Below are 25,936 nucleotides of genomic sequence, written 5' to 3' on the forward strand. Positions count from 1 at the left end.
CTCCTATTGAATTCCCAGTAACTTTATCATTAAAGCCATTCTTACATACATACCGTATTTAGCCTGTTTAAAGTAATAAGCTCTAGGATCCTTGTCTATTTCATAGGAAATTTCATTAACCCTAGGCAGGGGATGAAGAACTATCATATCTTTTGCCGCCCTGGATATTTTTCCTTTATCAAGTATATAACTGTCCTTGAGTCTTATATAGTCCTCTTCATTGAAAAATCTTTCTCTCTGCACCCTGGTCATATATAATATATCTAAAGATTCTATGGAATCTTCCAGATTTTTAGTTTCTTCATATTTAACATTTTTACTGTTTAATTCTTTTTTCAAATAATTAGGAATCTTTAATTCTTCTGGAGATATTAGTGTAAAACTATTGTTTTCATACCTAGACATGGCTTTGATAAGTGAATGCACTGTTCTTCCAAATTTTAAATCACCACAACAGCCTATTTTTAGATTAGATAATCTTCCTTTTATGGACTTAACGGTTAAAAGATCTGTAAGAGTTTGGGTAGGATGCTGGTGTCCCCCATCTCCTGCATTTATAACAGGTATATTAGAATACATGGCTGCAATCTTTGGAGCTCCTTCTTTAGGATGCCTCATGGCAGCTATATCTGCATAACAGCTAATTACTCTTATGGTATCTGCTATACTCTCACCTTTTGAGGCTGAACTTGACCCTGGTTCTGAAAATCCCATCACTTTTCCACCCAGCCTCAACATGGCAGATTCAAAACTTAGCCTGGTTCTAGTACTTGGTTCATAAAATAAGGTAGCCAGAAGCTTTCCCTCACAAATATGTGAAAATTCTTTTTCTCTTGAGATTATTTCATTGGAAAGTTTAAATATTTCCTCTAATTCCTCTATTGAGAAATCCATTGCGTCAATTAAATGTCTTCCTTTTAACATTTCATTCCTCCTTGTCAGCATCTCTGTGCTAAATTTAAAGGCTTAAAAAAATGCCTCCCTGTTTGGAAGGCATTATTATACCATAAATATAATAACATCATAATTTTTACCATGCCTTCCTAGCTTCACGGAACTAGTCTTAAAGGTTCAGTACTAAATTTTATCTTGCCCATATTATCATAAATTGAATTTAAAGTCAATACCCACATTAAAAGTAATTATACGTAACTACTTAACATATACCTTTAAAAGAACACCAAGTTTATATTTAGGAAGTGTTGTTTATGGATAACAATCAATCCTTCCATACTGTCAGGGGATATGAAATTTTGGAAAAAGAAAAAAATAGTTTGACTCACAGTATGGAAGATTATCTGGAAATGATCTACAGATGCTATATAGAGGAAGGTTATGCCCGCATAAACAGCTTGTCAGAATTATTAAATGTAAAAGCTTCCTCTGCAACTAAAATGGTTCAAAAATTAACTAAATTGGGATTTGTGAATTATGAAAAGTACGGAATTATACAACTTACAGAGAAAGGAATAGCCGTAGGTGTATTTCTTTTAAATCGTCACATTATAATTGAACAATTTTTAAACATAATAGGAGTTCAAAAAGATATATTGATAAATGTAGAACTTATGGAACATAATATAACTTCAAATGCATTAACAAGAATTGAAACGCTAAATAATTTTTTTAAAAACAATCCAGATATACTAAAAAAATTTACTCAATACCAGAAATCAACTTTGCCAGAGAAAACATAAGAAATAACTATTATAATCACATAGATTTCACACAAATTTTTGATATTTATGCAACAAAGGGCAGGTATAATTTTATATAACATTAAAGAGAGAATTCAAGAATGGATTAATATTCTCCATACTAAATAATTCAATTAGAAAAGGTGGTAAGCTATTATGAGTATAAAAAAAGCAGTAATTCCCGCTGCTGGTTTAGGAACAAGATTTTTGCCTGCTACAAAAGCACAACCTAAAGAAATGTTACCAATAGTAGATAAGCCTACAATTCAATATGTGGTAGAAGAGGCCGTTAACTCTGGTATTGAAGAAATATTGATAATCTTAGGTAAGAATAAAAAATCTATTGAAGATCATTTTGATAAATCCGTAGAACTTGAGGATGAATTAAAAAGCAGCCATAAAGATGGTTTGCTCGAATTGATTCAAAATATAAGTAATATGGTAAATATATATTATGTACGTCAAAAAGAACCAAAAGGATTGGGTCATGCCATAAGCCTTGCAAAGGCCTTTGTAGGTAATGAAGCTTTTGCTGTTATATTGGGAGATGATATAGTAGATAGTGAAGTGCCCTGCTTGAAGCAGCTAATTAACTGCTATAACAAGTATAATACTTCAATTATAGGAGTACAGCCTGTTAACAGAAAAGATGTATCCAAATATGGAATTATTGACGGTATACAAATAGATGATAAAGTTCATAAGATAAAAAATATGGTAGAAAAGCCTGGAAAAGAAGAAGCTCCATCCAATATTGCCATACTGGGGAGATATATAATAACACCAGAAATATTTGATATACTGGAGAGAACTAAACCTGGAAAGGGTAATGAAATTCAACTTACAGATGCATTAAAAGAATTATTAAAGCAGGAGGCAATATACTCTTATTGTTTTGAAGGTAAGCGATATGATATAGGTGACAAGCTAGGATTCATTGAGGCTAATATAGAATATGCCTTAAAACGTACAGATTTAAGAGAAAATCTTATTTCTTATATTTCAGACATCAATAAAAAATTAGAACTAAATTTTTAAACTACGAGAGAGGCCAAAGCCTCTCTTTTTCTTAGTCTTTTACATTTTGCATTTTTTGCTCAATCATCTTGTTATACTCATTTAAAATCAAATCTAATTTTTGACTTTCTCTGACTATATCTGGATCAAGCAAATTTTTCTTGTTCTCAATGGCTTCTACTAATTCGACTCTTAATGCTTCTATTTCCCTTAATATGTCTTCAATTTTGACCATAAAAAAACACCTCCTTCCAAAATCAGTATAAACTATGATAAAAAGAATGCGTTTTTTTATTTATATTAAATTATATTAACATAAAATACAAAAAATAGGTTTCAATCCCTACTTAAATGCAAAAAAAATAAAAACCTTGACTTAAAGATCAAGTCAAGGTTTACATATGTGTTAAAGAATACTATTATACAGCTGCTTTAGGTTTACTTTCATCTTTTTTCTTAATAATACTCATTAAGCCGGGAATTATTAAAAGTATGCCTGATGGAATATAAAAATAAGTTATACATACAAGGCCTCCTAAAGCTGCAATAATCATAAATATTCCCCCAAGTTTTGTTTTATTCTTCACTATTAAGGCACCAATGATACCTAGTATGGATAAAATTATTGCCCCTATTCCAAAATTATTTACTGTGACTGCCCTATCAACATGAAATACAGATGCCAGCCCTCCAATGTTCATTGAATAAATACCTGCTATAATTCCTAAAATACCTCCAATAAGTCCCAGAACTAATTCCACTGTCTTTTTGTTTTCCATAACAACTCTCCTTTATATATTTATTTTATTACATTATATCAAATAATTTACTGTTTGTCTATTTTATCCACAAAAACATATATATTCTAAATAAAATAATACTATCCTAGTATCCTGACTCTCTTAATACATAGAATTTACTTTAAAAACACTGTAAAAAGAATTTTTGTCATTTAACCACATTACTAAATTATATGGTAATATTATTAATAATAAATTAAAATGAGGTGTTAATTATGAAAGTATTACTTATCAATGGAAGTCCAAAAGCCAGAGGATGTACTTATACTGCTTTGTGCGAAATAGCAAAAGAACTGGAAAAAGAAAAGATTGAAGCAGAAATTTTCCACATAGGAAATAAACCTATTATAGGTTGTACAGCCTGTAACAATTGCTTTAAAACTAAATCCGGTAAGTGCGTATTTGATGATGATACTGTAAATGTAGCCTTAGAAAAGGCTGAAGAAGCAGATGGCTTTATATTTGGTTCTCCTGTACATTATGCATCTGCATCTGGTCTTATAACATCTTTCCTCGACAGATTTTTCTATGCAGGGGATTGTTTTCAATATAAGCCGGGAGCTGCAATTGTGAGCTGCAGAAGGGGAGGTGCAACAGCTGCCTTTGAACAGTTGAATAAATATTTTACCATTTCAAATATGCCTGTGGTATCCTCTCAATATTGGAACATGGTTCATGGAAATACTCCAGAAGAGGTAAAACAGGATTTGGAAGGAATGCAGACAATGAGAACACTCGGCAAAAATATGGCCTGGCTTTTAAAATGTATCCAGGCAGGAAAAAAGGCGGGAATTTTATTACCTGAAAAAGAACCGATGGCAGTTACTAATTTTATAAGATAATCGCATACCAAATATTTCACATAATACCTGGCTGACAAAACTATTTAATAAGCAAAACTTATGATGGCGAAAAATTGTCCCTTGTGTTATGTGATATAACCATATACTCATTTATATTAAGATATTTTTAAATCTATTATCTTACCCAGCACCATAAGTGCTACTGAAAAAGTAATGGAAATTACAGCAGTATTTAAAAATGCCTGAGGCAAAAAATAACAGAATACACTTAAACAAAAAGTAATAACCATAGAAATATGTTTTACTTTTCTCCTCCACTGCTCACTTTTTATCCTCTTATTAACGTTATCTACAGGAGCAAAAATCCATACAAATATAAAGGATATGATGAGCAAAGCTATTAAAATAATATTGTTGATTAAAATATATTTACCCATAAAAATTATAGCTGTAAATGTGATAAAAGTAATAAAAAAACATCCCCAGTAGGTTTTGGCATGGTATCCTCCTGTAAACAATCTAATAGGACAAAAAAATACGAGAATAACCAAATAGTATTTATAAAGAGAAAACATCCAGAATATTATAAAATAGGGAATAATTTTTGTTATCTCATCAAGAATGCACTCTAGTCCATAGGCTATTTTTTTCAATTCCAAATCTGAAAACTGGGGGTTAGTTTCAGAAATTTTGCTTACCACACAGCTTATAAGTCTATTCATTTAGTCAATCCTCCATTTTAAATTTCACTGTAAATTTGGTTCTTTTGGGAGTACTCTCTAAAAGTATACTGCCATTATTTTTTTCAACCAACTGTTTGATAATGTATAATCCAAAACCATGTCCATCTTTTTGTTCTTTTTTTGTAGAAAAACCCTTTTCAAAAATCTTTGTCTTTATACCTTCTGGAATTTCATCTCCATTATCAGCTATTTCAATACAAAAATTCATACCTTCCTTAAAAGTGATAATGGATATTTCTTTATTTTCCACATCCGATTTATTAAAGGCTTCAAAGGCATTATCTACAAGATTGCTTATAATACTTATTAATTCGTCCTCTCTAATTTTTATTAGACTAAAAGGTTCATCAATTATAACTTTAAAATCAATATTGTTTTTCATAGCATAGTTATTTTTTATGGATAACATGCCATCTATGTAATCGTTCCCCGTATCTAGATATCTAAAAGAAGAATGTATTGTACCTGATATTTTCTTCACATAATTGTTTATTCTTTCCACGGTATTTGGTTTGTTTAACAAGCATAGTCCCTGTATAACATTAATGTGGTTGGCAAAATCATGTTTTTCCTGCCTTATTATGCTTATTATTTCCTCCATATTCTTGATTTGCTGTTTTTGTACTTTGTAAGTGTTATTTATATTTACAAGCATTTCTTTTTCTCTTAAGCTTCTAAATTTTACCATTAAAAATGTGAAGTATAGTATAAATATAAAAATATTATAGATTTGAATACTTTTTATATTAAAAATACTAAAATTAGCACAAAACATGAAGATGCTAAAGACTCCCAATTCAATTATTAAATTAGCAAAAATTCTTCCCTCTTTTTCAAATAATTTAAGTTTAACAAAATAGGAATTAAACTTAAAAATCAATATTACACTAATTATTTGTAATGTTTTAGCAGATATTATAACTATCCAAAAATATCGAGAACTCAAAAAAATTTTATCTAAATTTATATTAAACACAAACATTTCAATAACTTCAACAAAATTTTCTGTAATAAACACAATTGTAAAAAATAAGCAAATCACTATTGAAGAATTAAATATTTTTGTTCCTATAATCCACGTCATTAATAAAATACTACTAATGAAAACAACTGGTGTATGAGAAGCCATAGACATATTAAATGTACTCCAATAGGTTACACAAATATAAAATACAGAAAATAATACTGTTCTAATTTTATTTTTTATTATAAATCTTTTGTCATTATATAATGCTTGAAAAATTCCCAAAATGATCATAGCCTCTATAAGATCTAATACTATTTCTCTTATACTCTCCATAGTTGTCCTCCTTTGTTTCTGGAGATTCTTACAAAATATGTTTTATAAAAATCTCCCTAATTTTTTTATTATCTTAAAAGTTCTCTAGGACACTTAGGCTGATGTGTTCCTCCTCCTGATGTCACCACTACAACTACTGCCGACAAAAATAAAGACACATTTCCTAGCACTTTCAAACCATTTCTCAATAATTTCCCTTTTAAAGATTTCATTTTTATATTCCTCCTTAACCAATTTGTAATTTAATCAATTTTAAGCAGTTTATTGTATACATTCTACAATATTTTATTTTTTCCTCCTTAATTATTAAAAAAAAATTAAAATTATTCAAATTAAATAAATAATGCCAAATTCTGTTCATTTATTGAATATACTGGTTTATATTTAAATAATTCATTATGTTGATACTGTATAATTAAACATATGTTATGCAAATTTATTTTTTTTAGCTAAAATTCTCCATTTTTGTCCATTATAAAATGTAACTTCTCCTTCCATTAAATCTTCCTTTGGAATCTCAATCCATCCATTGCCATTTACCATTTTAACTTTATCCATTCCAAGCCATCTAAACATGAACTTTTTATTAATACCCTGCTCTATAATTTCCCCTGTCAAATCCCCGGTAATGGCTCCAAATTGAAACTGTCCTCTTCCACCCTCATTAATTTTTATAAAAGATTGCATTTCCACATTTATGAAATCGCCGCTAATTATTTTTATTTCATAAATATCCCACAGCCCTTTAAATTCCATGTATTCATCTCCTTTTATTATCTCTCTAAATAACTTCAAGAAAAGGAGATACCTTCATTAAAGTATCCCCTTTTTATATACTATAAAAATAACTTCATTCCTTAATGTGACCCTATGGCAAATGGTGTCTAAACTATTTTTCTAAGACCTAGTATTATATTGCAGAGCCGCTCTACCTTCATCTCCAGTACTTATGCGTATAACATTTTCTACATTATAAATAAATATTTTTCCGTCTCCCATTTCTCCTGTGTGAAGAACTTTTCTGGCAGTTTCAACAACAAGTTCCACAGGCACTTCACAAACCACAACTTCTACCTTTACTTTCGGAAGTAGATTAATATCCATGGTCAATCCTCTATAATACTCTTTATGACCTTTCTGTATTCCACATCCTAAAACATTTGTAACAGTCATACCTGCAATACCAATTTCATTCAATGCCTCTTTCAATTCATCTAACCTAGCTTTAGAAGTAATAATATCTATTTTTGTAAGTTTGTCAGCCATTGTTTTACCTCCCTTTTAAATATATATTTCAGTTTTTTATAATTTAAAATAATAGTATATAAGTAACATATGCCACATTTAAGAATATAGTCCTTTATAATTATAATCAAGTGAGCAATATTCTAAAAATTATCAATATTCTTAACTTTAATGTGAACATTAGCTGAAGATATATATTTATATTCTATATATAGATTTTATACTATTTTATAAAAGCTTTTCAACCATATTTGCACATTTAAATTATTTTTTTATACGCCAAGTCCGCCATAGGCCTCTTCTCCATGCTCTGTTACATCAAGACCCGTCTGTTCATTTTTATCAGTGGCTCTCATGGCACTTAAAGCATTAATTATTTTAATTACTATAAATGTGCCTACAGCTGAATATGCAATACTCGATAAAATAGCTATAAGCTGAATCCCTATCAATCTTGGATTTCCATGTATCAATCCATTGGCACCCGCTGGATTTATGGATTTCCATGCAAATATTCCTGTGGCTATTCCGCCCCATATTCCCCCTATGCCATGGCATCCAAATACATCCAGTGCATCATCATATCCAAGTTTAGACTTGACAAATGTAATAGCTACATAGCATACAGTTCCTGCCACTAGCCCAATAACTACTGAAGCCATAGGACTTACAAAACCCGCTGCCGGAGTTATGGCTACAAGACCTGCCACTATACCGCTGACAACACCAAGAGAGGTTACTTTTCTTCTATATATGTACTCGCAAATACTCCAACTTACAACAGAAGTTGCAGCAGAGGTATTGGTAGTTATAAAAGCATTTAGCGCTACACCGTTTACAGCCAGTGCACTTCCTGCATTAAATCCATACCACCCAAACCAAAGTAATCCAGCTCCTAAACAGGTTAATGGAAGACTGCTGGGTTTACCTACATTCTTCCTTTTTCCAAGCATCAATGCTGCAATAAGCCCTGATATACCTGAACTTATTTCCACCACATTTCCCCCTGCAAAATCCAAAGCTCCAAGATTTCTAAGCCAACCTCCCGCTCCCCATACCCAATGAGCAATAGGATCATAAACTAGTGTTGTCCAAAGAAAAAGGAATAAAATCCAGTGAATAAATTTCATTCTCTCTGCAATAGAACCTGAAATAACAGCTGAAGTTATTATTGCAAACATAAGCTGAAACATCATAAATGCCTGCTGTGGAATTGTACTTGAATAATCTGCATTTGGTGCAATTCCAACTCCTTTCAAACCTGCAAAATTGAAACCTCCTATTAATCCACCAATATCTGTTCCAAAACACAATGTATATCCTATAAATATCCATTGAACGGATATTACTGCCAGAGCTGAATAACTATGAAGAGTACTGTTTAACGTATTCTTCCCCCTAACCATACCTCCATAAAACAAGGCTAGTCCCGGAGTCATAATCATTACCAGAACTGTACTCATAATTACAAATACAGTATCTGCTGCATTCACTCCACTCATAAAAATACCTCCTAAAAATAAATAAAAAATAAAGTATTATATTAAATAGTTTTTAAAGGCCTTTTAAAAAACTATTTATATAATACTAATTTTTGTACAAATTATCTATAGTTATATTGAAATTTTTATTGATTCATTAATTATTTTTTGCTTTTATTGATAATTGCAAAATTATATGCATATATAATTTTAAAAAGAAATCTAATATTCAATATTTCTCAATTTTATGCCTATAATTTTATTATTTTTTAATTCTATAAGTGCAATTTTTTCAATTACATCAGTAATATCTAAAATTTTTACAATACAGTTTTTTCAGAAATATTAATTACACTTGATTTTTTATTATTATATAAGGATAAGAGAATAACTATCACTAAAAGTAAAATACTCCACAAATTTGATTTAAATAAAAGTAAAGTAAAAGCTATGATAAGTATGCCAATTGCAATTCTTATTTTTGTGCTATGAAGTAATCGAAATCCAGCAACTAATCCAATTATTGCATTACATAGAAAAAATACATTTGCGCAGGTTACAACACTATCAAGACTTAAAATTCCCATACCTGTGAGAAGCATCACTAAGGAATGTATAATGACAAAAGTTATAACGGCATTAACTGGACTTTGATTTCTATTTAGGTATGAAAGATATCCTGGCAATCTATTTTGTGCTGCACGAAGGGCACTCATTCGTGAAACTGCCCCAACTACCATAAGGTATGTACACATACAAAGACCTATTGCAATAATTCCTATTATCGGTAAAGCAAATATACCAAATAAAGGAGTCATAATTGCTATAATATCATGTTTACCTCCTAGTACACTTTGTATGGAAAGTGCTGCGGCTAAATACAAAACTGCAATAATCACAAGACTTATTGTCATAGCTTTCATAAGAGTTTTTTTAGGATTTTCTATATCTTCAATATAGTTACCAATGACCTCCCACCCCACTATTGCCCAAAATAAAATTAGCAGTGTATATCCAAATTTAGATAGAGAAAATGCTGTATTAGGCAATCCTATGTGGGAATTAAAAATCAAAGCATAGATACTTCCACACAATAATAATACTGCTGTAAATGCAGTTAACATGAAAGTTACCCTTCCTAGAGTTTTGACACCTGAAATAATTATACAGACACAAATAATTTCTATTCCAAAGGCTATGATTTCAATCTTTACATTTGAAAAAACACCAAAGTTTTTCAAGAAACCTGCTGCAGTGATTAAAACCGCTACAGGACCAAAACAAACGGCAGCTGTGAGAAAATTTTCAGTAAGTTCACGCCAAAAAACTCCGAGGGTATTACCCACTGCAATTGCAATTCCTTCATTCCCTGGACTTTTTAAGCTTAAAAATACAAAAACATAAGCAAATACAATTCCCAGTGCCATTATTACAATCCATGCCAATATAGCCCATTGACCAATGACCTCATAAGCTATTGGAGGCAATAATACTATTCCTGATCCTAAAACAGGTCCAACTATAAGGCCACAAAGTGTAACAACTCCAATATTTCTATTTTTATCCATACTCTCCCCACTTTTCCTGAAAATAACTTGAATTTTTATCAATATTATATTAACATAGAATCAATTATTAATAAAATTGAATTATTTGAAACTATAATTCAATTTTATTGAAGTTAGGAGAAAATACCATGGAACTTAGAAATCTAATAACATTTTGTAAAATCACCCATTTGAAAAGCTATTCTAAAGCCGCAAAAGAACTTGGATATGCTCAATCTACAATTACAACCCAAATTCAACTTCTAGAACAAGAACTTAATATAAAGCTATTTGAAAGAATCGGACGAAGTATAAAGTTGACTTCTAAAGGTCTAATCTTTCTTAAATATGCGCAAAATATAGTGAATCTTGCACATGAAGCTAAAGAAGCAATAAATGACACAGATATTCCTACTGGAACTTTAAGAATTGGTACCGTTGAATCTCTTTGCACGATGAAACTTCCTGAGCTTCTCAGAAATTACCACAAAAAATATCCCGATGTGGAAATTATAATTAAATTAGGTATATGCTCCGATTTAAGAGATATGCTTAAAAATAATATAGTGGATTTAATATTTATATTAGATGATCCAGTTATGGATTCAGATTTAATATCATGCATGTCCTATAATGAACCTATGGCAGTTCTGGCTTCACCATTAAATAAATTAGCATATAAAAATAATCTAACCATAGAAGATATTAAAGATGAGCCATTAATTCTTACAGAAAGTGGCTGCAGCTATAGAAATGCCTTTGAAAAAATATTTCATGAATCGGGTCTAAGTCCACATTTATCACTGGAGGTAGGAAATGTTGAGGCTATCAAGAATTTTACTATGAGTAACCTTGGAATTACTTTATTGCCTGTGATGACTGTAAAAAAAGAACTGGCTAAAAAGAATTTAATATTATTGGATTTAGAAGGATGTGAATTTAATATGATGACACAGATGCTCTATCATAAGAATAAATGGATAACAGCGGCAATGAAAACTTTTATACAAATGGCCTCCACTATGCCTGTCACCCCAACTTCTTGAAAGTGAGGTAACACCGCTGTATCCTTTTACGAACTTCTTTAATTTTTATATGACTACCTAAATCTCTCTTTCATTTGTCTCTCTATATCTCTTTTAGCAGCTTTCTCCAGCATGGAATCCCTTTTATCATAGTTTTTCTTTCCTTTGGCTACTGCTAGATTTACTTTCACCCTGCCATTTTTAAGATAAAGAGATAATGGCACAATAGTATATCCCTGCTGTGCAGTATATCCAAGCAGTCTTGCTATTTCCTTCTTATGGAGAAGTAACTTTCTGTCCCTTAGAGGATCTCTATTAAATATATTTCCTTTTTCATAGGGACTTATATGCATATTACGTATAAAAATTTCTCCATTTATTATTTCACCATAGCTATCTTTTAAATTGGATTTTCCCGCCCTTATAGATTTAACCTCGGTTCCAACCAATTGTATTCCCGCTTCCATTGATTCTTCAATGAAATAATCATGTCTTGCCTTTCTATTTTCCGCAAGAGTTTTATTATTGGATTTATTTTTAGCCGACATGGTTTTATCCCCCCCTTACAACTTTCATGGACTATTTTAAACAAGTCTATTCCTCTTTATCATCTTTTTCTTTTACTACTTCAAAATATATCTCATGAGCAGCCAGGTCAACCTTTGATACATAAATTCTAACTTCATCACCTAATTTGTAGATATTTTTGGTTCTTTCGCCTATAAGACTTAAGTGTTTTTCATCATATACATAATAATCATCTTCCAAAGTACTTATGTGAACTAATCCTTCTATAGTATTTGGAATTTCTACAAACATTCCAAAATTAGTAACCGAAGATATTATACCATTAAATTCTTCCCCTATTCTTGTACTCATATATTCCGCCTTTTTCAAGTCATCTACTTCTCTTTCTGCTTCCTGAGCCAATCTTTCCATATCAGAAGATTGCCTAGCTGCATAATCCACTTCCTTTACCAATCTTTTTATCCTATTATCAGTTAACTGACCATTTATAAATTCTTTAATTATTCTATGGATAATAAGATCAGGATACCTTCTTATGGGAGATGTAAAATGGCAATAATACTTGGCTGCCAATCCAAAGTGTCCTATACATTCAGGAGAATATCTGGCCTGCTTCATAGAACGAAGCATTAACGTACTTACAACAGTTTCCTCCTTTTTTCCCTTTACCTTATCTATTATATCCTGAAGTGTTTTTGGATGAACATCTTTTCCCCATCTCACCACATATCCTAGATTATGAATAAATTCATTAAAATGCATCAATTTTTCTTCATCAGGATTTTCATGTACTCTAAATACAAAAGGTAGAGTAGTCCAGAACATATGCTCTGCTATGGTTTCATTGCACACCAGCATAAATTCCTCTATTATCCTATTTGATATTCCCCTTTCATAGGGTTCAATCTTTATAGGCACACCCAATTCGTTAAGAGTTATCTTACATTCCTCAAAGTCAAAATCTATAGCCCCCCGCATCATTCTTTTTTTATTTAAAATTCTGCAAAGTTCCTCCATAAGCTTAAATGTATCCACAAGATTACCGTACTTTTCTATGGTTTCCGTATCCCCTTTAAGTATCTTTGTAACATCTGTGTAAGTCATTCTTTCATTGCTTCTTATTACACTTTCTACAATATTATGTTCTATAACTTTTCCATTTCCATCTATTTTCATAAAACAACTTAGGGTTAGTCTATCTATATTGGGATTCAAGCTGCAAATTCCATTAGATAACTTTTTAGGAAGCATGGGTATAACCCTGTCTATGAGATATACTGATGTTCCCCTTTTTAATGCTTCTTTATCCAGCGGATTTTTTTCTTTTACATAATAAGATACATCTGCTATATGTACTCCTAAATAGTAGCTTCCATCAGGAAGTTTTTCCAGGGACACCGCATCGTCTAAATCCTTGGCATCTTCTCCATCTATTGTGACAGTGAGAATATTCCTTAAATCCATTCTTCTTTCATACTCTTTATCCGGTATTTTTTCCGGTATATTCTCCGCATAGGATTCAACCTTCTGTGGAAATTCCTCGGGAAGATTATTCTTTTTTATTATAGTCAATATATCTATGCCCTTTTCTCCTTTTTTGCCCAGTATATCAACTATTTTACCTTCCGGATTTCTCCTCTTGTCAGGCCACTGAGTGATTTCTGCAATTACAATATCACCTGTCTCAGCTTCCTTTTTACAGTTTTTAGGTATGAATATATCCTGATATATGCGTTTTTCTTCCGGTACAACAAATCCAAAATTTCTGCTGTTTTCAAAGGTCCCTATAACTTTACTGTTTGCTCTTTCAAGTACCCTTATTATTTCTCCTTCACATTTCTTTTCCGTATTTGCTTGTTTGGTTATTTTTACTACTACCCTATCCCCGTTCATGGCTCCATTTAATGCTGAGGATGGGACAAATATATCCTTTCCCTCATCATAAGGTATTACAAAACCATATCCTTTCTGATGTCCTTGAAATTTTCCAGTTACGAGACCCATTCTATCCGGTATTCCATACCTATTAGTACGGGTCTTAACTATGGCACCTTCTCTTTCTATCTCATCTACTATTTTTTTAAAATTTTTCACATCTGCTTTTTTTACAGAAAACACTCTTTCCAATTCTTTTATATTCATAGGCTTATAAGCCTGTTCTTTCATAAAATCTACAATAGCTTCTTTTATATTCATTTTTTCACCACCTTCTATATATATTGATATTAGTAATAAAACAATATTCCATATTATAAAAACATTTTTACTTTAAATAAATACCTTTACTTACTTCCTGTATTTTATATATCCTAATGATATATTATGTCCATGTTATAAGTCAATATATTCCCTCAATTGTAAAATATTTTATAAAATATTTCTCACCGCATATTAAAAAAATAAATAGAGTATAAATCTACTCTATTTATGTAAACCATTATTCAAATTATTTTATCATAGTCTGTACTATACATATAGCTGCAAATAATATAGCTAACACAACAGTTATTCTGGATAACATTGCTTCTGAAGTTCTGGATTTATTTTTTGAATAAAAACTTTCAGAAGGCCCTCCTGATATAAATCCACTTAAACCATTGGTCTTTCCTGGCTGCATCAATATAACACATATAAGCATAACTCCTATTACAAGTTGTGCAATTATTAAAAAAATATGCATGGATTCCACCTCCTGCCATTACATAGGAAATAATTAACTTAAAACAAATTTACACACGCATTGAACATATTCTCATTACATTCCTTTTTAGCTATCTTATTGTAGCATATATATATTGGAATTGCAATTTTTAAAGGCCTTCAAAAACAGGCCTTTAAAAATCATGATTGTAAATGGTAAATTTCTATTGTTTCAAAGATTACTTGATATTGTAGAAGGTATTTAATCCTCTATACTCAGCCGTTTCACCAAGTTCCTCTTCTATTCTTAAAAGTTGATTATATTTTGCCACTCTCTCACTTCTAGCCGGAGCACCAGTTTTTATCTGTCCTGCATTTACTGCTACAACCAAATCAGCTATAGTGGTATCTTCCGTCTCTCCAGATCTATGGGACACTACTGCAGTATATCCGGCTCTTTCCGCCATTTCTATAGCATTTAATGTTTCTGTAAGAGTTCCTATCTGATTTAATTTTATAAGTATGGAATTTGCCACTTTTTTATCTATGCCTTTTTTTAATCTTTCCGTGTTGGTAACAAACAAGTCATCTCCTACAAGCTGCACCTTATCTCCCAGCTTTTCAGTGAGTATGCTCCATCCTTCCCAATCCTCTTCTGCCATGGCATCCTCTATAGAAATTATAGGATATTTATTCACAAGAGTCACATAGTAATCTACCATTTCTTCTGAACTTAAAACTTTTCCTTCACTCTTCAAATTATATTTTCCATCTTCATATATTTCCGTAGAAGCAGGATCTAAAGCTATAAATATATCTTTTCCAGGAACATATCCAGCTTTTTCTACAGCTTCAACTATTATTTGTATTGCCTCTTCATTGGAATTTAAATTTGGAGCAAAACCGCCTTCATCACCTACACCTGTATCCTGTCCTTTAGATTTTAAAAGTGATTTTAATGTATGGTAAACTTCCGAGCTCATTCTAAGTGCTTCTGTAAAGCTTGGAGCTCCCACAGGCATTATCATAAATTCCTGAAGATCTACATTATTATCTGCATGTTTTCCTCCATTTACTATGTTCATCATAGGAACAGGCAGAACTTTGGCATTTACCCCACCTATATATTGGTATAAGCTGAGCCCCAGATATTTAGCTGCAGCTCTTGCACAAGCAAGAGATACCCCTAAAGTGGCATTAGCCCCCAATTTGCCTTTATTGTGAGTACCATCAAGTTCCAACATGGTTTTATCTATCAATACCTGATCAAATACATTCATTCCGATAAGTTCTTCTGCAATATAATTATTTACATTTTCTACAGCCTTTAAAACGCCCTTTCCCATATATTTTTCCTTGTCTTCATCTCTTAGCTCCACAGCTTCAAATGCACCGGTAGATGCACCAGAAGGCACTGCTGCCCTTCCTTCTGTACCATCTTCTAGTATTACTTCCACCTCCACAGTTGGATTTGCCCTGGAATCAAGAATTTGTCTTGCTGTTACATCTACTATCTCTACATAATTTCTCATGAATATTCACCGCCACATAGACTTATGACGACTTTTTTCAACTCCTCTCAATACTTTATTTTGATAATGTTCCTAGAAATTAATCAATGCAAAATTTTACTATTTAATAAGACTTTTTCCTGTCATTTCTTTAGGTTTTTCAAGTCCCATAACCTGGAGTATAGTGGGAGAAATATCTGCTAATATGCCATCTTTTCTTAATTCAGTGGAATTTTTTGATACGTACAAAAATGGCACTGAATTCGTAGTATGAGCTGTCATAGGATTTCCTGTAGAATAATCTACCATCTGCTCGGAATTTCCATGGTCTGCAGTTATAAATACTGTACCATTTTTTTCTAATATCTTGCTTACAATCCTGCCTAAGCACTCATCCACCACTTCTATTGCCTTTTTAGCAGCCTGAAATATTCCTGTATGCCCTACCATATCCGGATTTGCAAAATTTAATATTATCATATCATATTTATCCTGATCTAATCTATCTAAAACAGTAGAGGTTACCTCTCTTGCACTCATTTCAGGCTTTAAATCGTAAGTTGCCACCTTTGGAGATGGAATAAGCTCCCTGTCTTCATTTCTATTTGGTGCCTCAACTCCTCCATTGAAGAAAAAAGTTACATGGGCATATTTTTCTGTTTCTGCTATTCTCAATTGACTTTTCTCCATCTTACTTACATATTCTCCTAAAGTATTTTTGTACACTTCATTGTTAAAGGCAACATATACATTTTCAAGGGTTGCGTCATATTCAGTCATGGTTACAAACTTCAAATCAAGCTTCTCCCTTTTAAAACCTTTGAATATATTATCATTTAAAGCCCTTGTAAGCTGCCTTGCCCTATCTGGTCTGAAATTAAAAAATATTACAGAATCTCCGTTCTTTATGGTTGTCACAGGCTTATTGTCTTCTTCAATTACTGTTGGAACTATGAACTCATCCGTTTTTCCATTGTCATAAGAATTTGTCACTGCCTCGGAAGCACTGGCTGCCTTATTCCCCCTGCCATAAACCAAAGCATTATATGCAAGTTCCACTCTCTCCCATCTTTTATCTCTATCCATGGCATAATATCTTCCCGACACCGTTGCTATTTTTCCTATTCCAATTTTTTGTATGTATTTTTCCATATCATCTATATACATATAGGCAGAGCTTGGAGGAACATCTCTCCCATCCGTAAAGGCATGGATATACACCCTGCTTGCTCCTTTTTGTTTAGCCAACTGCAAAAGTCCCTTTAAGTGATTCGTATGAGAGTGTACTCCCCCAGGAGATACAAGTCCTAAAAGGTGCAGATCCGAATTATTTTTAACAGCATTATCTACAGCACTATTTAAAACTTCATTTTTAAAAAATTGTCCCTCATTTATAGACTTTGTAATTCTAGTGAGGGCTTGATACACTATTCTCCCTGCCCCTATATTTAAATGTCCAACCTCTGAATTACCCATTTGACCTTCTGGTAATCCTACACTCAGACCACTAGCTCCAAGTTCAGTATGGGGATACTTTTTAAAATATTTATCTAAGTTAGGTTTATACGCTGCCTTCACAGCATTTCCATTATCTATTTTTGAAATTCCAAAACCATCTAGTATCATAAGCATTACTGGCTTTTTTCCCATGTCTTCCTCCAAAAAAATTTAATAATTTACTATAGCCGCAAAATCTTGTGGCTTTAAGCTGGCTCCTCCAACTAATGCTCCATCTATATGCGGTTGTTCCATCTGGGCTTTAATTGTAGCAGGTTTTACAGAGCCTCCATATTGAATTCTTACTACTTCTGCTGCATTTTCTCCATACATTTTTGAAACTACACCTCTTATATGAGCTATTGTATCATTTGCCTGTTTATCTGTGGCAGTTTTACCTGTTCCTATAGCCCATATGGGTTCATAAGCTATAACAATCTTTTCCACCTGTTCCTTTCTGAGATCCTTAAGTGCCAGTTTTATCTGCCTGCCCAGTACTTCTTCTGTTATACCATTTTCTCTCTCCAAAAGACTTTCCCCGCAGCAAACTATAGGGATTATATCATGCTCAAAGGCTTTTTTTATCTTTTTATTTATTGTCTCATCTTTTTCGTTAAAATACTGTCTTCTTTCACTGTGTCCGATTATAACATAATCTACTTTAAGGGACTTTAACATCCCTGGAGAAATTTCCCCTGTGTAGGCACCACTTTCTTCATAATGCATATTCTGTGCTCCAACTTTTATATTGGTTCCACCTACCGATTTAACCACTGCATCAAGACAAACATAAGGCGGACATAAAACTACATCACACTTTGCACCCCTTACAAGAGGCTTCAATTCTTCAACCAGTTCCAAAGCATCCTCTAGATTTTTATTCATTTTCCAATTTCCCGCTATTATTGCTTTTCTCATAAATAATTCCCCCTATTAAAGTTATTTATTATTTAAAGCAGATATCCCCGGTAACTCTTCCCCTCCTAAAAATTCAAGAGAAGCTCCTCCACCTGTGGATATATGAGTCATTTTATCTCCAAAACCCAGCTGATTTATAGCTGCTGCACTATCTCCTCCCCCTATGATAGTAATGGCACCTGATTCAGCCATAGCTTTAGCCACTGCAAAAGTTCCCTTTGCAAAATTCTTAAATTCAAACACTCCCATGGGACCATTCCAAATTATAGTTTTGGAATCCTTTATGGCATCTGCATATACTTTGGCCGTTTTAGGTCCAATATCCATACCCATATAACCATCCTTTATATTTTTGTCATCCTCTAATATAGGCTCTGCACTTTCATCAAATTTATCCGTAACTACTCTATCTATAGGCAGCAATAACTTTATACCCTTTTCTTTTGCCTTATCTATCATTTCTTTTGCATATTCTATTTTATCTTCTTCCACTACGGAGGTTCCTATGGTGTACCCTTGTGCTCTTGCAAAAGTATAACTCATTCCTCCTCCAATTATTAAAGTGTCTACCTTTTCCAATAAATTATTTATTACATTTATCTTATCGGAAACCTTTACTCCACCAAGTATGGCTGTAAAAGGTCTGGATGGATTTTCTATGGCATTTCCTAAAAATTCAAGTTCTTTTTGTATTAAATACCCGCATACAGCTGTAGGCAGAAATTTAGTGACTCCTACAGTGGAACAATGTGCTCTATGAGCGGTACCAAAAGCATCATTCACAAAAATTTCTCCAAGGGATGCCAGTTCTTTTGAAAAGTTATCCTGATTTTTAGTTTCCTCTATCCTATATCTTGTATTCTGAAGCAGTATTACATCTCCATCTTTCATATTTTTGACTGCAGCTTTTGCATTTTCTCCTACCACATTATCATCTGCTGCAAATACTACTTCTTTTTTTAAAAGTTCTGAAAGCCTTTTTGCAACAGGAAGTAGTGACATTTCTGGCTTTACTTCCCCTTTTGGTTTTCCAAGATGTGAACAGAGTATAACTTTAGCATTGTTCTCCATTAAATACTTTATAGTAGGAAGAGAGCCTATAAGTCTATTCTCATCTGTAATCTTCCCTTCTTGTAGAGGCACATTAAAATCACATCTCACGAGCACCCTTTTTCCTTTCACGTCTACATCTTCAATTGTCTTTTTATTAAAAACCATCTATCTTTTCATCTCCTTTATAAACACTCTATTTAATATTATACAACTGATTTAGAAAATATTATAGTAAAAAATCCCTGTCTTATAGCAAAAACTACAAAATCAGGAACCTTGTACTGCCTATAGTCTATCAGCAATATATTTAGTTAAATCCGCGAGTCTGTTGGAGTATCCGAACTCATTGTCATACCAGGCGATGACCTTTATCATATTTCCTCCTATAGCCATGGTTGAAAGGGCATCTATTATACAGGATCTATCATCTCCCCTGTAATCTATGGACACCAAAGGTTCTTCACTATATCCAAGTATCCCCTTCATATCAGTTTCTGCAGACTTTTTAAATGCTTTATTTACCTCATCTGCCGTAATATCTTTTGAAAGCTCTGCAACTAGATCCGTACAAGACACCGTAGGAGTGGGGACTCTTAGGGAAAATCCGTTTAATTTTCCTTTTAACTCTGGAAGTACCAATGCAACAGCTCTTGCAGCTCCCGTAGTAGTCGGTACCATGGACTCTATTGCAGCTCTAGCTCTCCTCATGTCCTTATGTGGAGCATCAAGCAACCTCTGATCTCCTGTATAAGAATGAACCGTAGTAATCAATCCTTTTACTATGCCAAATTCTCTATGAAGCACTTTGGCAAAAGGTGCAAGACAATTTGTGGTACAAGACGCATTTGAAATTATATTGTGCTTAGAAGAATCATAACTTTCTTCATTAACTCCCATGACTATGGTAATGTCCTCATTTTTAGCCGGAGCGGATATTAAGATTTTTTTTACCTGCCCCCCCATATGTGCACTGGCCTTTGTGGCATCTGTGAATAATCCTGTACACTCTATAACTATTTCTACACCCAAAGAACTCCAATCTATATTTTTAGGATCTCTTTCTGCAAATATTTTTACCTTTTTTCCATTTACAATTATTGAATCTTCCTTTACTTCCAAGCTTCCCTGAAATTTTCCATACAATGAATCATATTTTAACAAATGAGCCAGGGTATTTGCATCAGTCAAATCGTTAATACCCACAACTTCCAGATTATCACCATAATTTTTTATCAATGCCTTAAATACATTTCTTCCTATCCTGCCAAAACCATTAATACCAACTTTAGTCACTTCCAATTCCCTCCTAATATTAAAATATCTATCCTATTACTGCCGCTACTAATTTATATTTTATCGCAGTTCATATAAAAATATTCATAAATATAAAGCATATAAGAAAATACCTGGTAAAAATATCTGGTATTTTCTTATATGCTTAAAATTAAGTGTTTCTTATATGCAAATTCCATCCTAATAATTTTCTATAAAAAATAATCCGCAAGCTCTAGAACCCGAATGTACTCCTACTGTGCAGCCCACTTCACATTCTATAAACTCTATTTTCTTTTCCTCTAAATTCTTCCTAAGTACGTCCAATATATCCGATTCTCCTACATGAAGCAATATAGATACTTCCCCTTCTTTTATCCCCTTTTTATCAATATAATCCACCATATTTCTGAGAGTTCTTTTACTTCCCCTTACCTTATCAATTACTGTCATTTCACCATTTTCTACTGCCACTATTATTTTTATCCCCAGGATGTTCCCTATAACGCCAGCCGTTTTAGAAAGACGCCCTCCCTTCACAAGGTTGTCTAAACTATTAAAAGCAAGTGTACTCTTTATATGAGGGGAAATTTCTTTTATTTTATCCTCTATCTCTTTTATCTTAAGACCTTCTTCCTTTAATTTCGCAGCCTTAATAACCTGAAGTCCCAATCCTGAAGTTACATTCATGCCATCTATTACAATTATATCCTCTGTTTGAAGCATTTCTTTTGCAATACATGCCGATTGATATGTACCACTCATTTTGGATGAAAGATGAATAGACACTATTTTATATCCTTGTTTTATATAGGAATCATAACATTCTAAGAATATTTGGGGATTTACCTGTGTGGTAGATGGGAATACATCACTTTTATCCATTTTATGCAAAAGAGTATGAATATCTATATCAATTCCATCTTTATAAGAGTCTTTTCCAAAATTAATAAGAAGAGGCAGTACCTCTATATTATATTTTTTCAATATACTGTCTGGCAAATCTGCAGTACTGTCTGTTATTATTTTTATTTTCTCCATTTTAAGATAGCTCCTCCCTTAGGTATGTAAATATACATATCAAGCCGGAATTTCTTATTTCATATTTGGAAAGTCCAGCTGTCTCAAGGCTTCATAAACAACTATTGCTACAGCATTGGATAAGTTCAAAGAACGGGTAGTTGTTTTTATCATAGGTAACCTTATATTTTTCTCCGGATTACTATCTCTTATTTTATCAGGTAATCCACAGCTTTCTTTTCCAAAAACTATAAAATCTTCATCTTTAAATTTTGCATGTTGATAAAAATTTTTTCCATGGGTAGTAGAGAAATAGAAAGTACCATTTTTATATCTTTCTCTAAGTTCCTCATAACAATCATATAAAGTTAAATCCAAGTATTTCCAATAATCAAGGCCTGCTCTTCTTAAATGCTTTTCATCTAAACTAAAACCTAAAGGCTTTATAAGATGAAGTCTTGAACCTGTAAGCACACAAGTCCTGGCAATATTACCGGTATTTTGAGGTATTTCAGGTTCAAACAGAACTATATTCAAGCTCAATATCATTTCCTCCTCTAAACATATCTGTACGACAAAAAAATTGACTCATTAGTTCAAAAGTCCTAATAAATATATTACTCCATAATAATACTACAGTAAAGGGCAGGTGCTATAAATTATATAATATAATTTATAGCACCTGCTCCAAAATTTATTCCTATATTTTTTTCAAAAAACTCTTTCATATCCTCTAATTCCTCTCGTTTATATATGTATTTCCCATAACCAAATTGACCATATTTAAATTTTCTCCCTTCCTCCTCCATAGGAAGACTGGTGCTGGAATATACTTTTAAAATATTTTCTTTGGCTCTTTTAGTGAATCTATGAGATATTACCTCAAAAGAAATTTCCTCTCCTTGAAAAATATTATTTATCTTTTCTAGAAGAACCTTATACTCTTCTTTCCAATTGGAGTATAAAAAAACAGGAGCAATTATGAACCCAAGTTTATACCCAGCTTTTATCACTTTAAAAGCTGCTCTTAATCTTTCTTCCACCTTTGGAGTTCTATGCTCAAACTGAGTTATTATTTTATCTGTATTGATACTGAACCTGATGGTGGTTTTACCATTATGCTCTAAATTAAGCAGACTATTTATATCTGTAAATTTTGTAACAAATCTAAAATAAGAATTATCCCTTGAGCCAAAAAATTCTATAGCCTTCTTTAAAGCTCCTGTATAAAATTCTACAGGAATAGGATCTGAAGTTGCAGCTCCTTCAAATATAGTACTATTCGGGTATCTTTCTATCTCATATTTCTCAGCTTTATTTAATATTTCATCCAAATTAACATATACTTTCATATAAGGTCTTTTACCCATCTGAGTGTTTAAATAACAATATTCACACATTCCCATACACCCACTACATAAGGGAAGTTGATAATGGGCAGAAGGCCTGCAGGATTGAAAACTGGAACTCTTTCTTATACCCACTACTAAAGTATTTTTGCCTTGAAGATACATTTCTTCTGGATTTTTACCAGGTATTCCAACTATTCTTCCACTTTTAGAATACAGTATCTCCACATTATTTTTATGCTTAAAGTAATCTAAAATATTATTCCCCAAATTATATTCTAAAGCTTTTTCTTCAAATACCACTCTCTTTGGCACGAACACACAAATCACCTCATACATTCATTAAAATTTGTTCTCTTTTCAATAAACCATTATCAACAAAATAATTTAATAACTGAACTTTCCTACTGATAGTATGAGTTTTTTGCCTTTAAACAATACCGACTTGTGCATTTTTATACAAAGCCTAAAATTAGCTGATACTCTTATCTCCTTCAAAATAGGATATAACCTTTATAAGTTCTTTTCTTTTAAAAAACTTTAAATGGAAAATTATTTTACTTCTCACTTTCATCCAAATAATTAATTATTCCATTTGAAATATTCTCCGCCAATTTTTTTAATACTTTTTCATTGGATAATCTCTTTCTATCTTCTTCATTAGTTATGAATCCGCACTCTACCAATACCCCGGGTATCTTGCTATATCTTAATACCGCCAGATTCTGCCTCCTTATACCCCTACTTTCCCATCCATCATTTTTAACACACTCTTTTTCTATGGAATTAGCCAGTTTTACTCTTTCCTCTTTCTGGTATCCATTTAAATCATAATATAAAGTAGTTATTCCTTTAAAATCTTTGTCATTTAAAGAATTCACATGTATGGAAACAAAAGCATCTGCATAAGAGGAATTCACTATATCTCCTATCTCATCAAGTGCTAATAGCTTGTCCTCTTCTCGTGTAAGAAATACCACATTTCCCTTACCATTTAAATAGGTCTTAGCATACTTTGCTATCTTTAGAGTTATATTCTTCTCTTCCATATTTCCATAGCTAGTACCTTTATCTATGCCTCCGTGTCCTGGATCAAGAACTATGTAGTATTTTTTTGATGAAACATCCTTACCAGTAGGTTTATTTACTATATTTTCCAAAGGAGCTGCAGTTATATTAATTGAATTTTTTCCATTGAGCAGGCTAATATTTTTGGCAAAAATCAACATAACCAGAGTGAAAAAAACACAAGAAAACATGACTTTTTTCTTGCTATTAAATAACATACTATCACTACTCTCTTTTTCATTTTTGTATTTTATAGTAAGTATACCATTTATTTACTTAAATTTCCATATGAATTTAAGTTTTATTTAGTTAAATTCAGGGTGGAGAAAAATATTTCTCATATCAAACTCCACCTCAATCTAAGAATCACTTAATTTTATCCACATCTATCTTAGGTGCGGGAATTACATGTACAGCTAATAACTGTCCTACTCTCTTGGCAGCTTCCGCGCCTGCCTGGGTAGCTACCTTTACTGCTCCCACATCTCCTTTTATCTTTACTGTTATAAGTCCTGCACTTACTTTTTCATATCCTAGTAATTTGACATCACCATTTTTCAACATCTCATCTGCTGCTTCCATAGCTCCTATTAAACCTTTTGCCTCCACCATTCCCAAAGCTTCTCCCATCGCTACCATCTCCTTTTCCTTTCCATTATAATATACATTATTTCTTCTCCTCTTCATATTTAATATCTAACTTTTATATTCTATAGCACTACTTGATTTAATATTACAATTCCATCATACTTTCAGTAAATTATATTTTATCTGATTTTAATATGTTATTAACATTTATATACTAATATAATTATGAAGGAGTTGATAAGATGAAATGCTTCAATATATGTATAGATATTGACGGAACAATCACAGACCCCTACTGTTGGTTGGATATGGCCAACAAATACTTTAAAAAAAATATATCAATTGAGGAAATCACCCAGTACAGGGTAGATGAAGTTATGGGAGTAACCAGAAGTGAATATGTGGATTTTTATAATAAAAACAAATTTGAACTCCACAGCGGAAAAGAACCTATAAGAAAAGATGTAAAAAAAACTATTCAGAAGCTTATAAAGACAAATAACATTTACTTTGTAACTGCCAGGGAAAAAGATCTTGAAATTCTCACTTATCACTATTTAAACAAACACAACATACCCTATGACGGAGTCTTTATGCTCGGTACTTCCTACAAGGTGGATACTGCCATAGACTTAAAATGTGATGTATTTATAGAAGATTGTTATGAAAATGCTCTGCAGTTATCCACGAGTGGATTTAAAACATTATTAATAGATACTAACTATAACCGCTTTCCATTAAATGAGAAAATCACAAGAGTATTTAACTGGACTGACATATACAATATTTTAGAAAAAATGCTATTACAGAAAAAAGTCATATAATAGCATTTTT

General features: G+C 32.2%; 28 protein-coding genes. 5 read left to right on the top strand and 23 right to left on the bottom strand.

Annotated elements, in window-relative coordinates:
• Positions 1-3: 3 nt before the first annotated feature.
• Positions 4-924: an aspartate carbamoyltransferase gene (pyrB, locus tag CKL_RS16350; protein ID WP_012103694.1), complete on the bottom strand. Its 921-nt coding sequence runs from the start codon at positions 922-924 to the stop codon at positions 4-6.
• Positions 925-1,208: 284 nt separating this feature from the next.
• Here pyrB and mntR point away from each other — a divergent pair, with 284 nt between their 5' ends.
• Both mntR and galU read left to right on the top strand, forming a co-directional pair.
• Entirely contained in the window at positions 1,209-1,697 is a 489-nt protein-coding gene (mntR, locus tag CKL_RS16355) for a transcriptional regulator MntR (RefSeq protein WP_012103695.1), read from the top strand.
• A gap of 156 nt (positions 1,698-1,853) precedes the next feature.
• Positions 1,854-2,735, top strand: coding sequence for a UTP--glucose-1-phosphate uridylyltransferase GalU (galU, locus tag CKL_RS16360; RefSeq protein WP_012103696.1), 882 nt, complete (start codon positions 1,854-1,856; stop codon positions 2,733-2,735).
• A gap of 31 nt (positions 2,736-2,766) precedes the next feature.
• Here the strand turns inward: galU and CKL_RS16365 are convergent, their stop codons facing one another.
• Positions 2,767-2,949, bottom strand: a complete 183-nt coding sequence (locus CKL_RS16365) for an aspartyl-phosphate phosphatase Spo0E family protein (RefSeq protein ID WP_012103697.1) — start codon at positions 2,947-2,949, stop codon at positions 2,767-2,769.
• A 184-nt stretch (positions 2,950-3,133) separates the two neighbouring features.
• Positions 3,134-3,493, bottom strand: a complete 360-nt coding sequence (locus CKL_RS16370) for a DUF4064 domain-containing protein (protein WP_012103698.1) — start codon at positions 3,491-3,493, stop codon at positions 3,134-3,136.
• Between the two features lie 236 nt (positions 3,494-3,729).
• Here CKL_RS16370 and CKL_RS16375 point away from each other — a divergent pair, with 236 nt between their 5' ends.
• Complete coding sequence (locus CKL_RS16375; RefSeq protein WP_012103699.1) at positions 3,730-4,356, top strand: flavodoxin family protein; 627 nt, start codon at positions 3,730-3,732, stop codon at positions 4,354-4,356.
• Between the two features lie 116 nt (positions 4,357-4,472).
• Here the strand turns inward: CKL_RS16375 and CKL_RS16380 are convergent, their stop codons facing one another.
• The 7 genes from CKL_RS16380 to CKL_RS16405 all read right to left on the bottom strand — a co-directional run bounded on the left by CKL_RS16380 (position 4,473) and on the right by CKL_RS16405 (position 10,654).
• Positions 4,473-5,039: an accessory gene regulator ArgB-like protein gene (locus CKL_RS16380; protein ID WP_012103700.1), complete on the bottom strand. Its 567-nt coding sequence runs from the start codon at positions 5,037-5,039 to the stop codon at positions 4,473-4,475.
• 4 nt (positions 5,040-5,043) lie between these two features.
• A complete protein-coding gene (locus tag CKL_RS16385) occupies positions 5,044-6,360 on the bottom strand; it encodes a sensor histidine kinase (protein WP_012103701.1) in 1,317 nt (438 codons plus the stop codon).
• Between the two features lie 68 nt (positions 6,361-6,428).
• Positions 6,429-6,572 carry a cyclic lactone autoinducer peptide gene (locus CKL_RS20060; protein ID WP_012103702.1) on the bottom strand — a complete coding sequence of 48 codons (144 nt, stop codon included), beginning with the start codon at positions 6,570-6,572 and terminating at the stop codon, positions 6,429-6,431.
• 214 nt (positions 6,573-6,786) lie between these two features.
• Positions 6,787-7,155 carry a hypothetical protein gene (locus tag CKL_RS16390; RefSeq protein ID WP_012103703.1) on the bottom strand — a complete coding sequence of 123 codons (369 nt, stop codon included), beginning with the start codon at positions 7,153-7,155 and terminating at the stop codon, positions 6,787-6,789.
• Positions 7,156-7,257: 102 nt separating this feature from the next.
• Entirely contained in the window at positions 7,258-7,626 is a 369-nt protein-coding gene (locus CKL_RS16395; RefSeq protein ID WP_012103704.1) for a P-II family nitrogen regulator, read from the bottom strand.
• Between the two features lie 251 nt (positions 7,627-7,877).
• On the bottom strand, positions 7,878-9,107 hold the full coding sequence (locus tag CKL_RS16400) for an ammonium transporter (RefSeq protein WP_012103705.1): 1,230 nt from the start codon (positions 9,105-9,107) through the stop codon (positions 7,878-7,880).
• Between the two features lie 299 nt (positions 9,108-9,406).
• A complete protein-coding gene (locus CKL_RS16405) occupies positions 9,407-10,654 on the bottom strand; it encodes an APC family permease (RefSeq protein ID WP_012103706.1) in 1,248 nt (415 codons plus the stop codon).
• Between the two features lie 128 nt (positions 10,655-10,782).
• Between CKL_RS16405 and CKL_RS16410 the strand changes: the two genes are divergently transcribed.
• On the top strand, positions 10,783-11,679 hold the full coding sequence (locus tag CKL_RS16410; RefSeq protein ID WP_012103707.1) for a LysR family transcriptional regulator: 897 nt from the start codon (positions 10,783-10,785) through the stop codon (positions 11,677-11,679).
• Positions 11,680-11,732: 53 nt separating this feature from the next.
• Here the strand turns inward: CKL_RS16410 and smpB are convergent, their stop codons facing one another.
• From smpB to CKL_RS16475, 13 genes are all read right to left on the bottom strand, one after another.
• Positions 11,733-12,206 carry an SsrA-binding protein SmpB gene (gene smpB / locus CKL_RS16415; protein ID WP_012103708.1) on the bottom strand — a complete coding sequence of 158 codons (474 nt, stop codon included), beginning with the start codon at positions 12,204-12,206 and terminating at the stop codon, positions 11,733-11,735.
• 46 nt (positions 12,207-12,252) lie between these two features.
• Positions 12,253-14,382 carry a ribonuclease R gene (rnr, locus tag CKL_RS16420; protein ID WP_012103709.1) on the bottom strand — a complete coding sequence of 710 codons (2,130 nt, stop codon included), beginning with the start codon at positions 14,380-14,382 and terminating at the stop codon, positions 12,253-12,255.
• A gap of 250 nt (positions 14,383-14,632) precedes the next feature.
• A complete protein-coding gene (secG, locus tag CKL_RS16425; RefSeq protein ID WP_012103710.1) occupies positions 14,633-14,866 on the bottom strand; it encodes a preprotein translocase subunit SecG in 234 nt (77 codons plus the stop codon).
• A 199-nt stretch (positions 14,867-15,065) separates the two neighbouring features.
• Entirely contained in the window at positions 15,066-16,358 is a 1,293-nt protein-coding gene (gene eno / locus CKL_RS16430; RefSeq protein ID WP_012103711.1) for a phosphopyruvate hydratase, read from the bottom strand.
• A 99-nt stretch (positions 16,359-16,457) separates the two neighbouring features.
• Positions 16,458-17,987, bottom strand: a complete 1,530-nt coding sequence (gpmI, locus tag CKL_RS16435; RefSeq protein WP_012103712.1) for a 2,3-bisphosphoglycerate-independent phosphoglycerate mutase — start codon at positions 17,985-17,987, stop codon at positions 16,458-16,460.
• Positions 17,988-18,005: 18 nt separating this feature from the next.
• On the bottom strand, positions 18,006-18,752 hold the full coding sequence (tpiA, locus tag CKL_RS16440) for a triose-phosphate isomerase (RefSeq protein ID WP_012103713.1): 747 nt from the start codon (positions 18,750-18,752) through the stop codon (positions 18,006-18,008).
• Positions 18,753-18,773: 21 nt separating this feature from the next.
• Positions 18,774-19,970 carry a phosphoglycerate kinase gene (locus CKL_RS16445; protein ID WP_012103714.1) on the bottom strand — a complete coding sequence of 399 codons (1,197 nt, stop codon included), beginning with the start codon at positions 19,968-19,970 and terminating at the stop codon, positions 18,774-18,776.
• Positions 19,971-20,090: 120 nt separating this feature from the next.
• On the bottom strand, positions 20,091-21,098 hold the full coding sequence (gene gap / locus CKL_RS16450) for a type I glyceraldehyde-3-phosphate dehydrogenase (RefSeq protein ID WP_012103715.1): 1,008 nt from the start codon (positions 21,096-21,098) through the stop codon (positions 20,091-20,093).
• A 180-nt stretch (positions 21,099-21,278) separates the two neighbouring features.
• Positions 21,279-22,118 (bottom strand): DegV family protein, encoded by an 840-nt coding sequence (locus tag CKL_RS16455; RefSeq protein ID WP_012103716.1) that lies wholly within the window; start codon positions 22,116-22,118, stop codon positions 21,279-21,281.
• 54 nt (positions 22,119-22,172) lie between these two features.
• The gene (locus CKL_RS16460) at positions 22,173-22,640 is read right to left on the bottom strand and encodes a tRNA (cytidine(34)-2'-O)-methyltransferase (RefSeq protein WP_012103717.1); all 468 of its coding nucleotides are present in this window, start codon (positions 22,638-22,640) and stop codon (positions 22,173-22,175) included.
• A gap of 116 nt (positions 22,641-22,756) precedes the next feature.
• Entirely contained in the window at positions 22,757-23,785 is a 1,029-nt protein-coding gene (gene splB, locus CKL_RS16465; RefSeq protein WP_012620926.1) for a spore photoproduct lyase, read from the bottom strand.
• A gap of 218 nt (positions 23,786-24,003) precedes the next feature.
• The gene (locus CKL_RS16470; RefSeq protein ID WP_012103719.1) at positions 24,004-24,732 is read right to left on the bottom strand and encodes an N-acetylmuramoyl-L-alanine amidase family protein; all 729 of its coding nucleotides are present in this window, start codon (positions 24,730-24,732) and stop codon (positions 24,004-24,006) included.
• Between the two features lie 148 nt (positions 24,733-24,880).
• Positions 24,881-25,144, bottom strand: a complete 264-nt coding sequence (locus CKL_RS16475; RefSeq protein ID WP_041700860.1) for a BMC domain-containing protein — start codon at positions 25,142-25,144, stop codon at positions 24,881-24,883.
• Between the two features lie 200 nt (positions 25,145-25,344).
• Here CKL_RS16475 and CKL_RS16480 point away from each other — a divergent pair, with 200 nt between their 5' ends.
• Positions 25,345-25,926, top strand: a complete 582-nt coding sequence (locus CKL_RS16480) for a 5' nucleotidase, NT5C type (protein WP_012103721.1) — start codon at positions 25,345-25,347, stop codon at positions 25,924-25,926.
• Positions 25,927-25,936 lie beyond the last annotated feature (10 nt).

Origin of the sequence: Clostridium kluyveri DSM 555 (genome assembly GCF_000016505.1) — a bacterium.
Classification (GTDB): domain Bacteria; phylum Bacillota; class Clostridia; order Clostridiales; family Clostridiaceae; genus Clostridium_B; species Clostridium_B kluyveri.

Excerpts from the sequence above, each read along its gene's own strand:
- pyrB (WP_012103694.1), bottom strand. The coding sequence starts at position 924 with ATGTTAAAAGGAAGACATTTAATTGACGCAATGGATTTCTCAATAGAG.
- mntR (WP_012103695.1), top strand. The coding sequence starts at position 1,209 with ATGGATAACAATCAATCCTTCCATACTGTCAGGGGATATGAAATTTTG.
- galU (WP_012103696.1), top strand. The coding sequence starts at position 1,854 with ATGAGTATAAAAAAAGCAGTAATTCCCGCTGCTGGTTTAGGAACAAGA.
- CKL_RS16365 (WP_012103697.1), bottom strand. The coding sequence starts at position 2,949 with ATGGTCAAAATTGAAGACATATTAAGGGAAATAGAAGCATTAAGAGTC.
- CKL_RS16370 (WP_012103698.1), bottom strand. The coding sequence starts at position 3,493 with ATGGAAAACAAAAAGACAGTGGAATTAGTTCTGGGACTTATTGGAGGT.
- CKL_RS16375 (WP_012103699.1), top strand. The coding sequence starts at position 3,730 with ATGAAAGTATTACTTATCAATGGAAGTCCAAAAGCCAGAGGATGTACT.
- CKL_RS16380 (WP_012103700.1), bottom strand. The coding sequence starts at position 5,039 with ATGAATAGACTTATAAGCTGTGTGGTAAGCAAAATTTCTGAAACTAAC.
- CKL_RS16385 (WP_012103701.1), bottom strand. The coding sequence starts at position 6,360 with ATGGAGAGTATAAGAGAAATAGTATTAGATCTTATAGAGGCTATGATC.
- CKL_RS20060 (WP_012103702.1), bottom strand. The coding sequence starts at position 6,572 with ATGAAATCTTTAAAAGGGAAATTATTGAGAAATGGTTTGAAAGTGCTA.
- CKL_RS16395 (WP_012103704.1), bottom strand. The coding sequence starts at position 7,626 with ATGGCTGACAAACTTACAAAAATAGATATTATTACTTCTAAAGCTAGG.
- CKL_RS16400 (WP_012103705.1), bottom strand. The coding sequence starts at position 9,107 with ATGAGTGGAGTGAATGCAGCAGATACTGTATTTGTAATTATGAGTACA.
- CKL_RS16405 (WP_012103706.1), bottom strand. The coding sequence starts at position 10,654 with ATGGATAAAAATAGAAATATTGGAGTTGTTACACTTTGTGGCCTTATA.
- CKL_RS16410 (WP_012103707.1), top strand. The coding sequence starts at position 10,783 with ATGGAACTTAGAAATCTAATAACATTTTGTAAAATCACCCATTTGAAA.
- smpB (WP_012103708.1), bottom strand. The coding sequence starts at position 12,206 with ATGTCGGCTAAAAATAAATCCAATAATAAAACTCTTGCGGAAAATAGA.
- rnr (WP_012103709.1), bottom strand. The coding sequence starts at position 14,382 with ATGAATATAAAAGAAGCTATTGTAGATTTTATGAAAGAACAGGCTTAT.
- secG (WP_012103710.1), bottom strand. The coding sequence starts at position 14,866 with ATGCATATTTTTTTAATAATTGCACAACTTGTAATAGGAGTTATGCTT.
- eno (WP_012103711.1), bottom strand. The coding sequence starts at position 16,358 with ATGAGAAATTATGTAGAGATAGTAGATGTAACAGCAAGACAAATTCTT.
- gpmI (WP_012103712.1), bottom strand. The coding sequence starts at position 17,987 with ATGGGAAAAAAGCCAGTAATGCTTATGATACTAGATGGTTTTGGAATT.
- tpiA (WP_012103713.1), bottom strand. The coding sequence starts at position 18,752 with ATGAGAAAAGCAATAATAGCGGGAAATTGGAAAATGAATAAAAATCTA.
- CKL_RS16445 (WP_012103714.1), bottom strand. The coding sequence starts at position 19,970 with ATGGTTTTTAATAAAAAGACAATTGAAGATGTAGACGTGAAAGGAAAA.
- CKL_RS16455 (WP_012103716.1), bottom strand. The coding sequence starts at position 22,118 with ATGGAGAAAATAAAAATAATAACAGACAGTACTGCAGATTTGCCAGAC.
- splB (WP_012620926.1), bottom strand. The coding sequence starts at position 23,785 with ATGTATGAGGTGATTTGTGTGTTCGTGCCAAAGAGAGTGGTATTTGAA.
- CKL_RS16470 (WP_012103719.1), bottom strand. The coding sequence starts at position 24,732 with ATGTTATTTAATAGCAAGAAAAAAGTCATGTTTTCTTGTGTTTTTTTC.
- CKL_RS16475 (WP_041700860.1), bottom strand. The coding sequence starts at position 25,144 with ATGGGAGAAGCTTTGGGAATGGTGGAGGCAAAAGGTTTAATAGGAGCT.
- CKL_RS16480 (WP_012103721.1), top strand. The coding sequence starts at position 25,345 with ATGAAATGCTTCAATATATGTATAGATATTGACGGAACAATCACAGAC.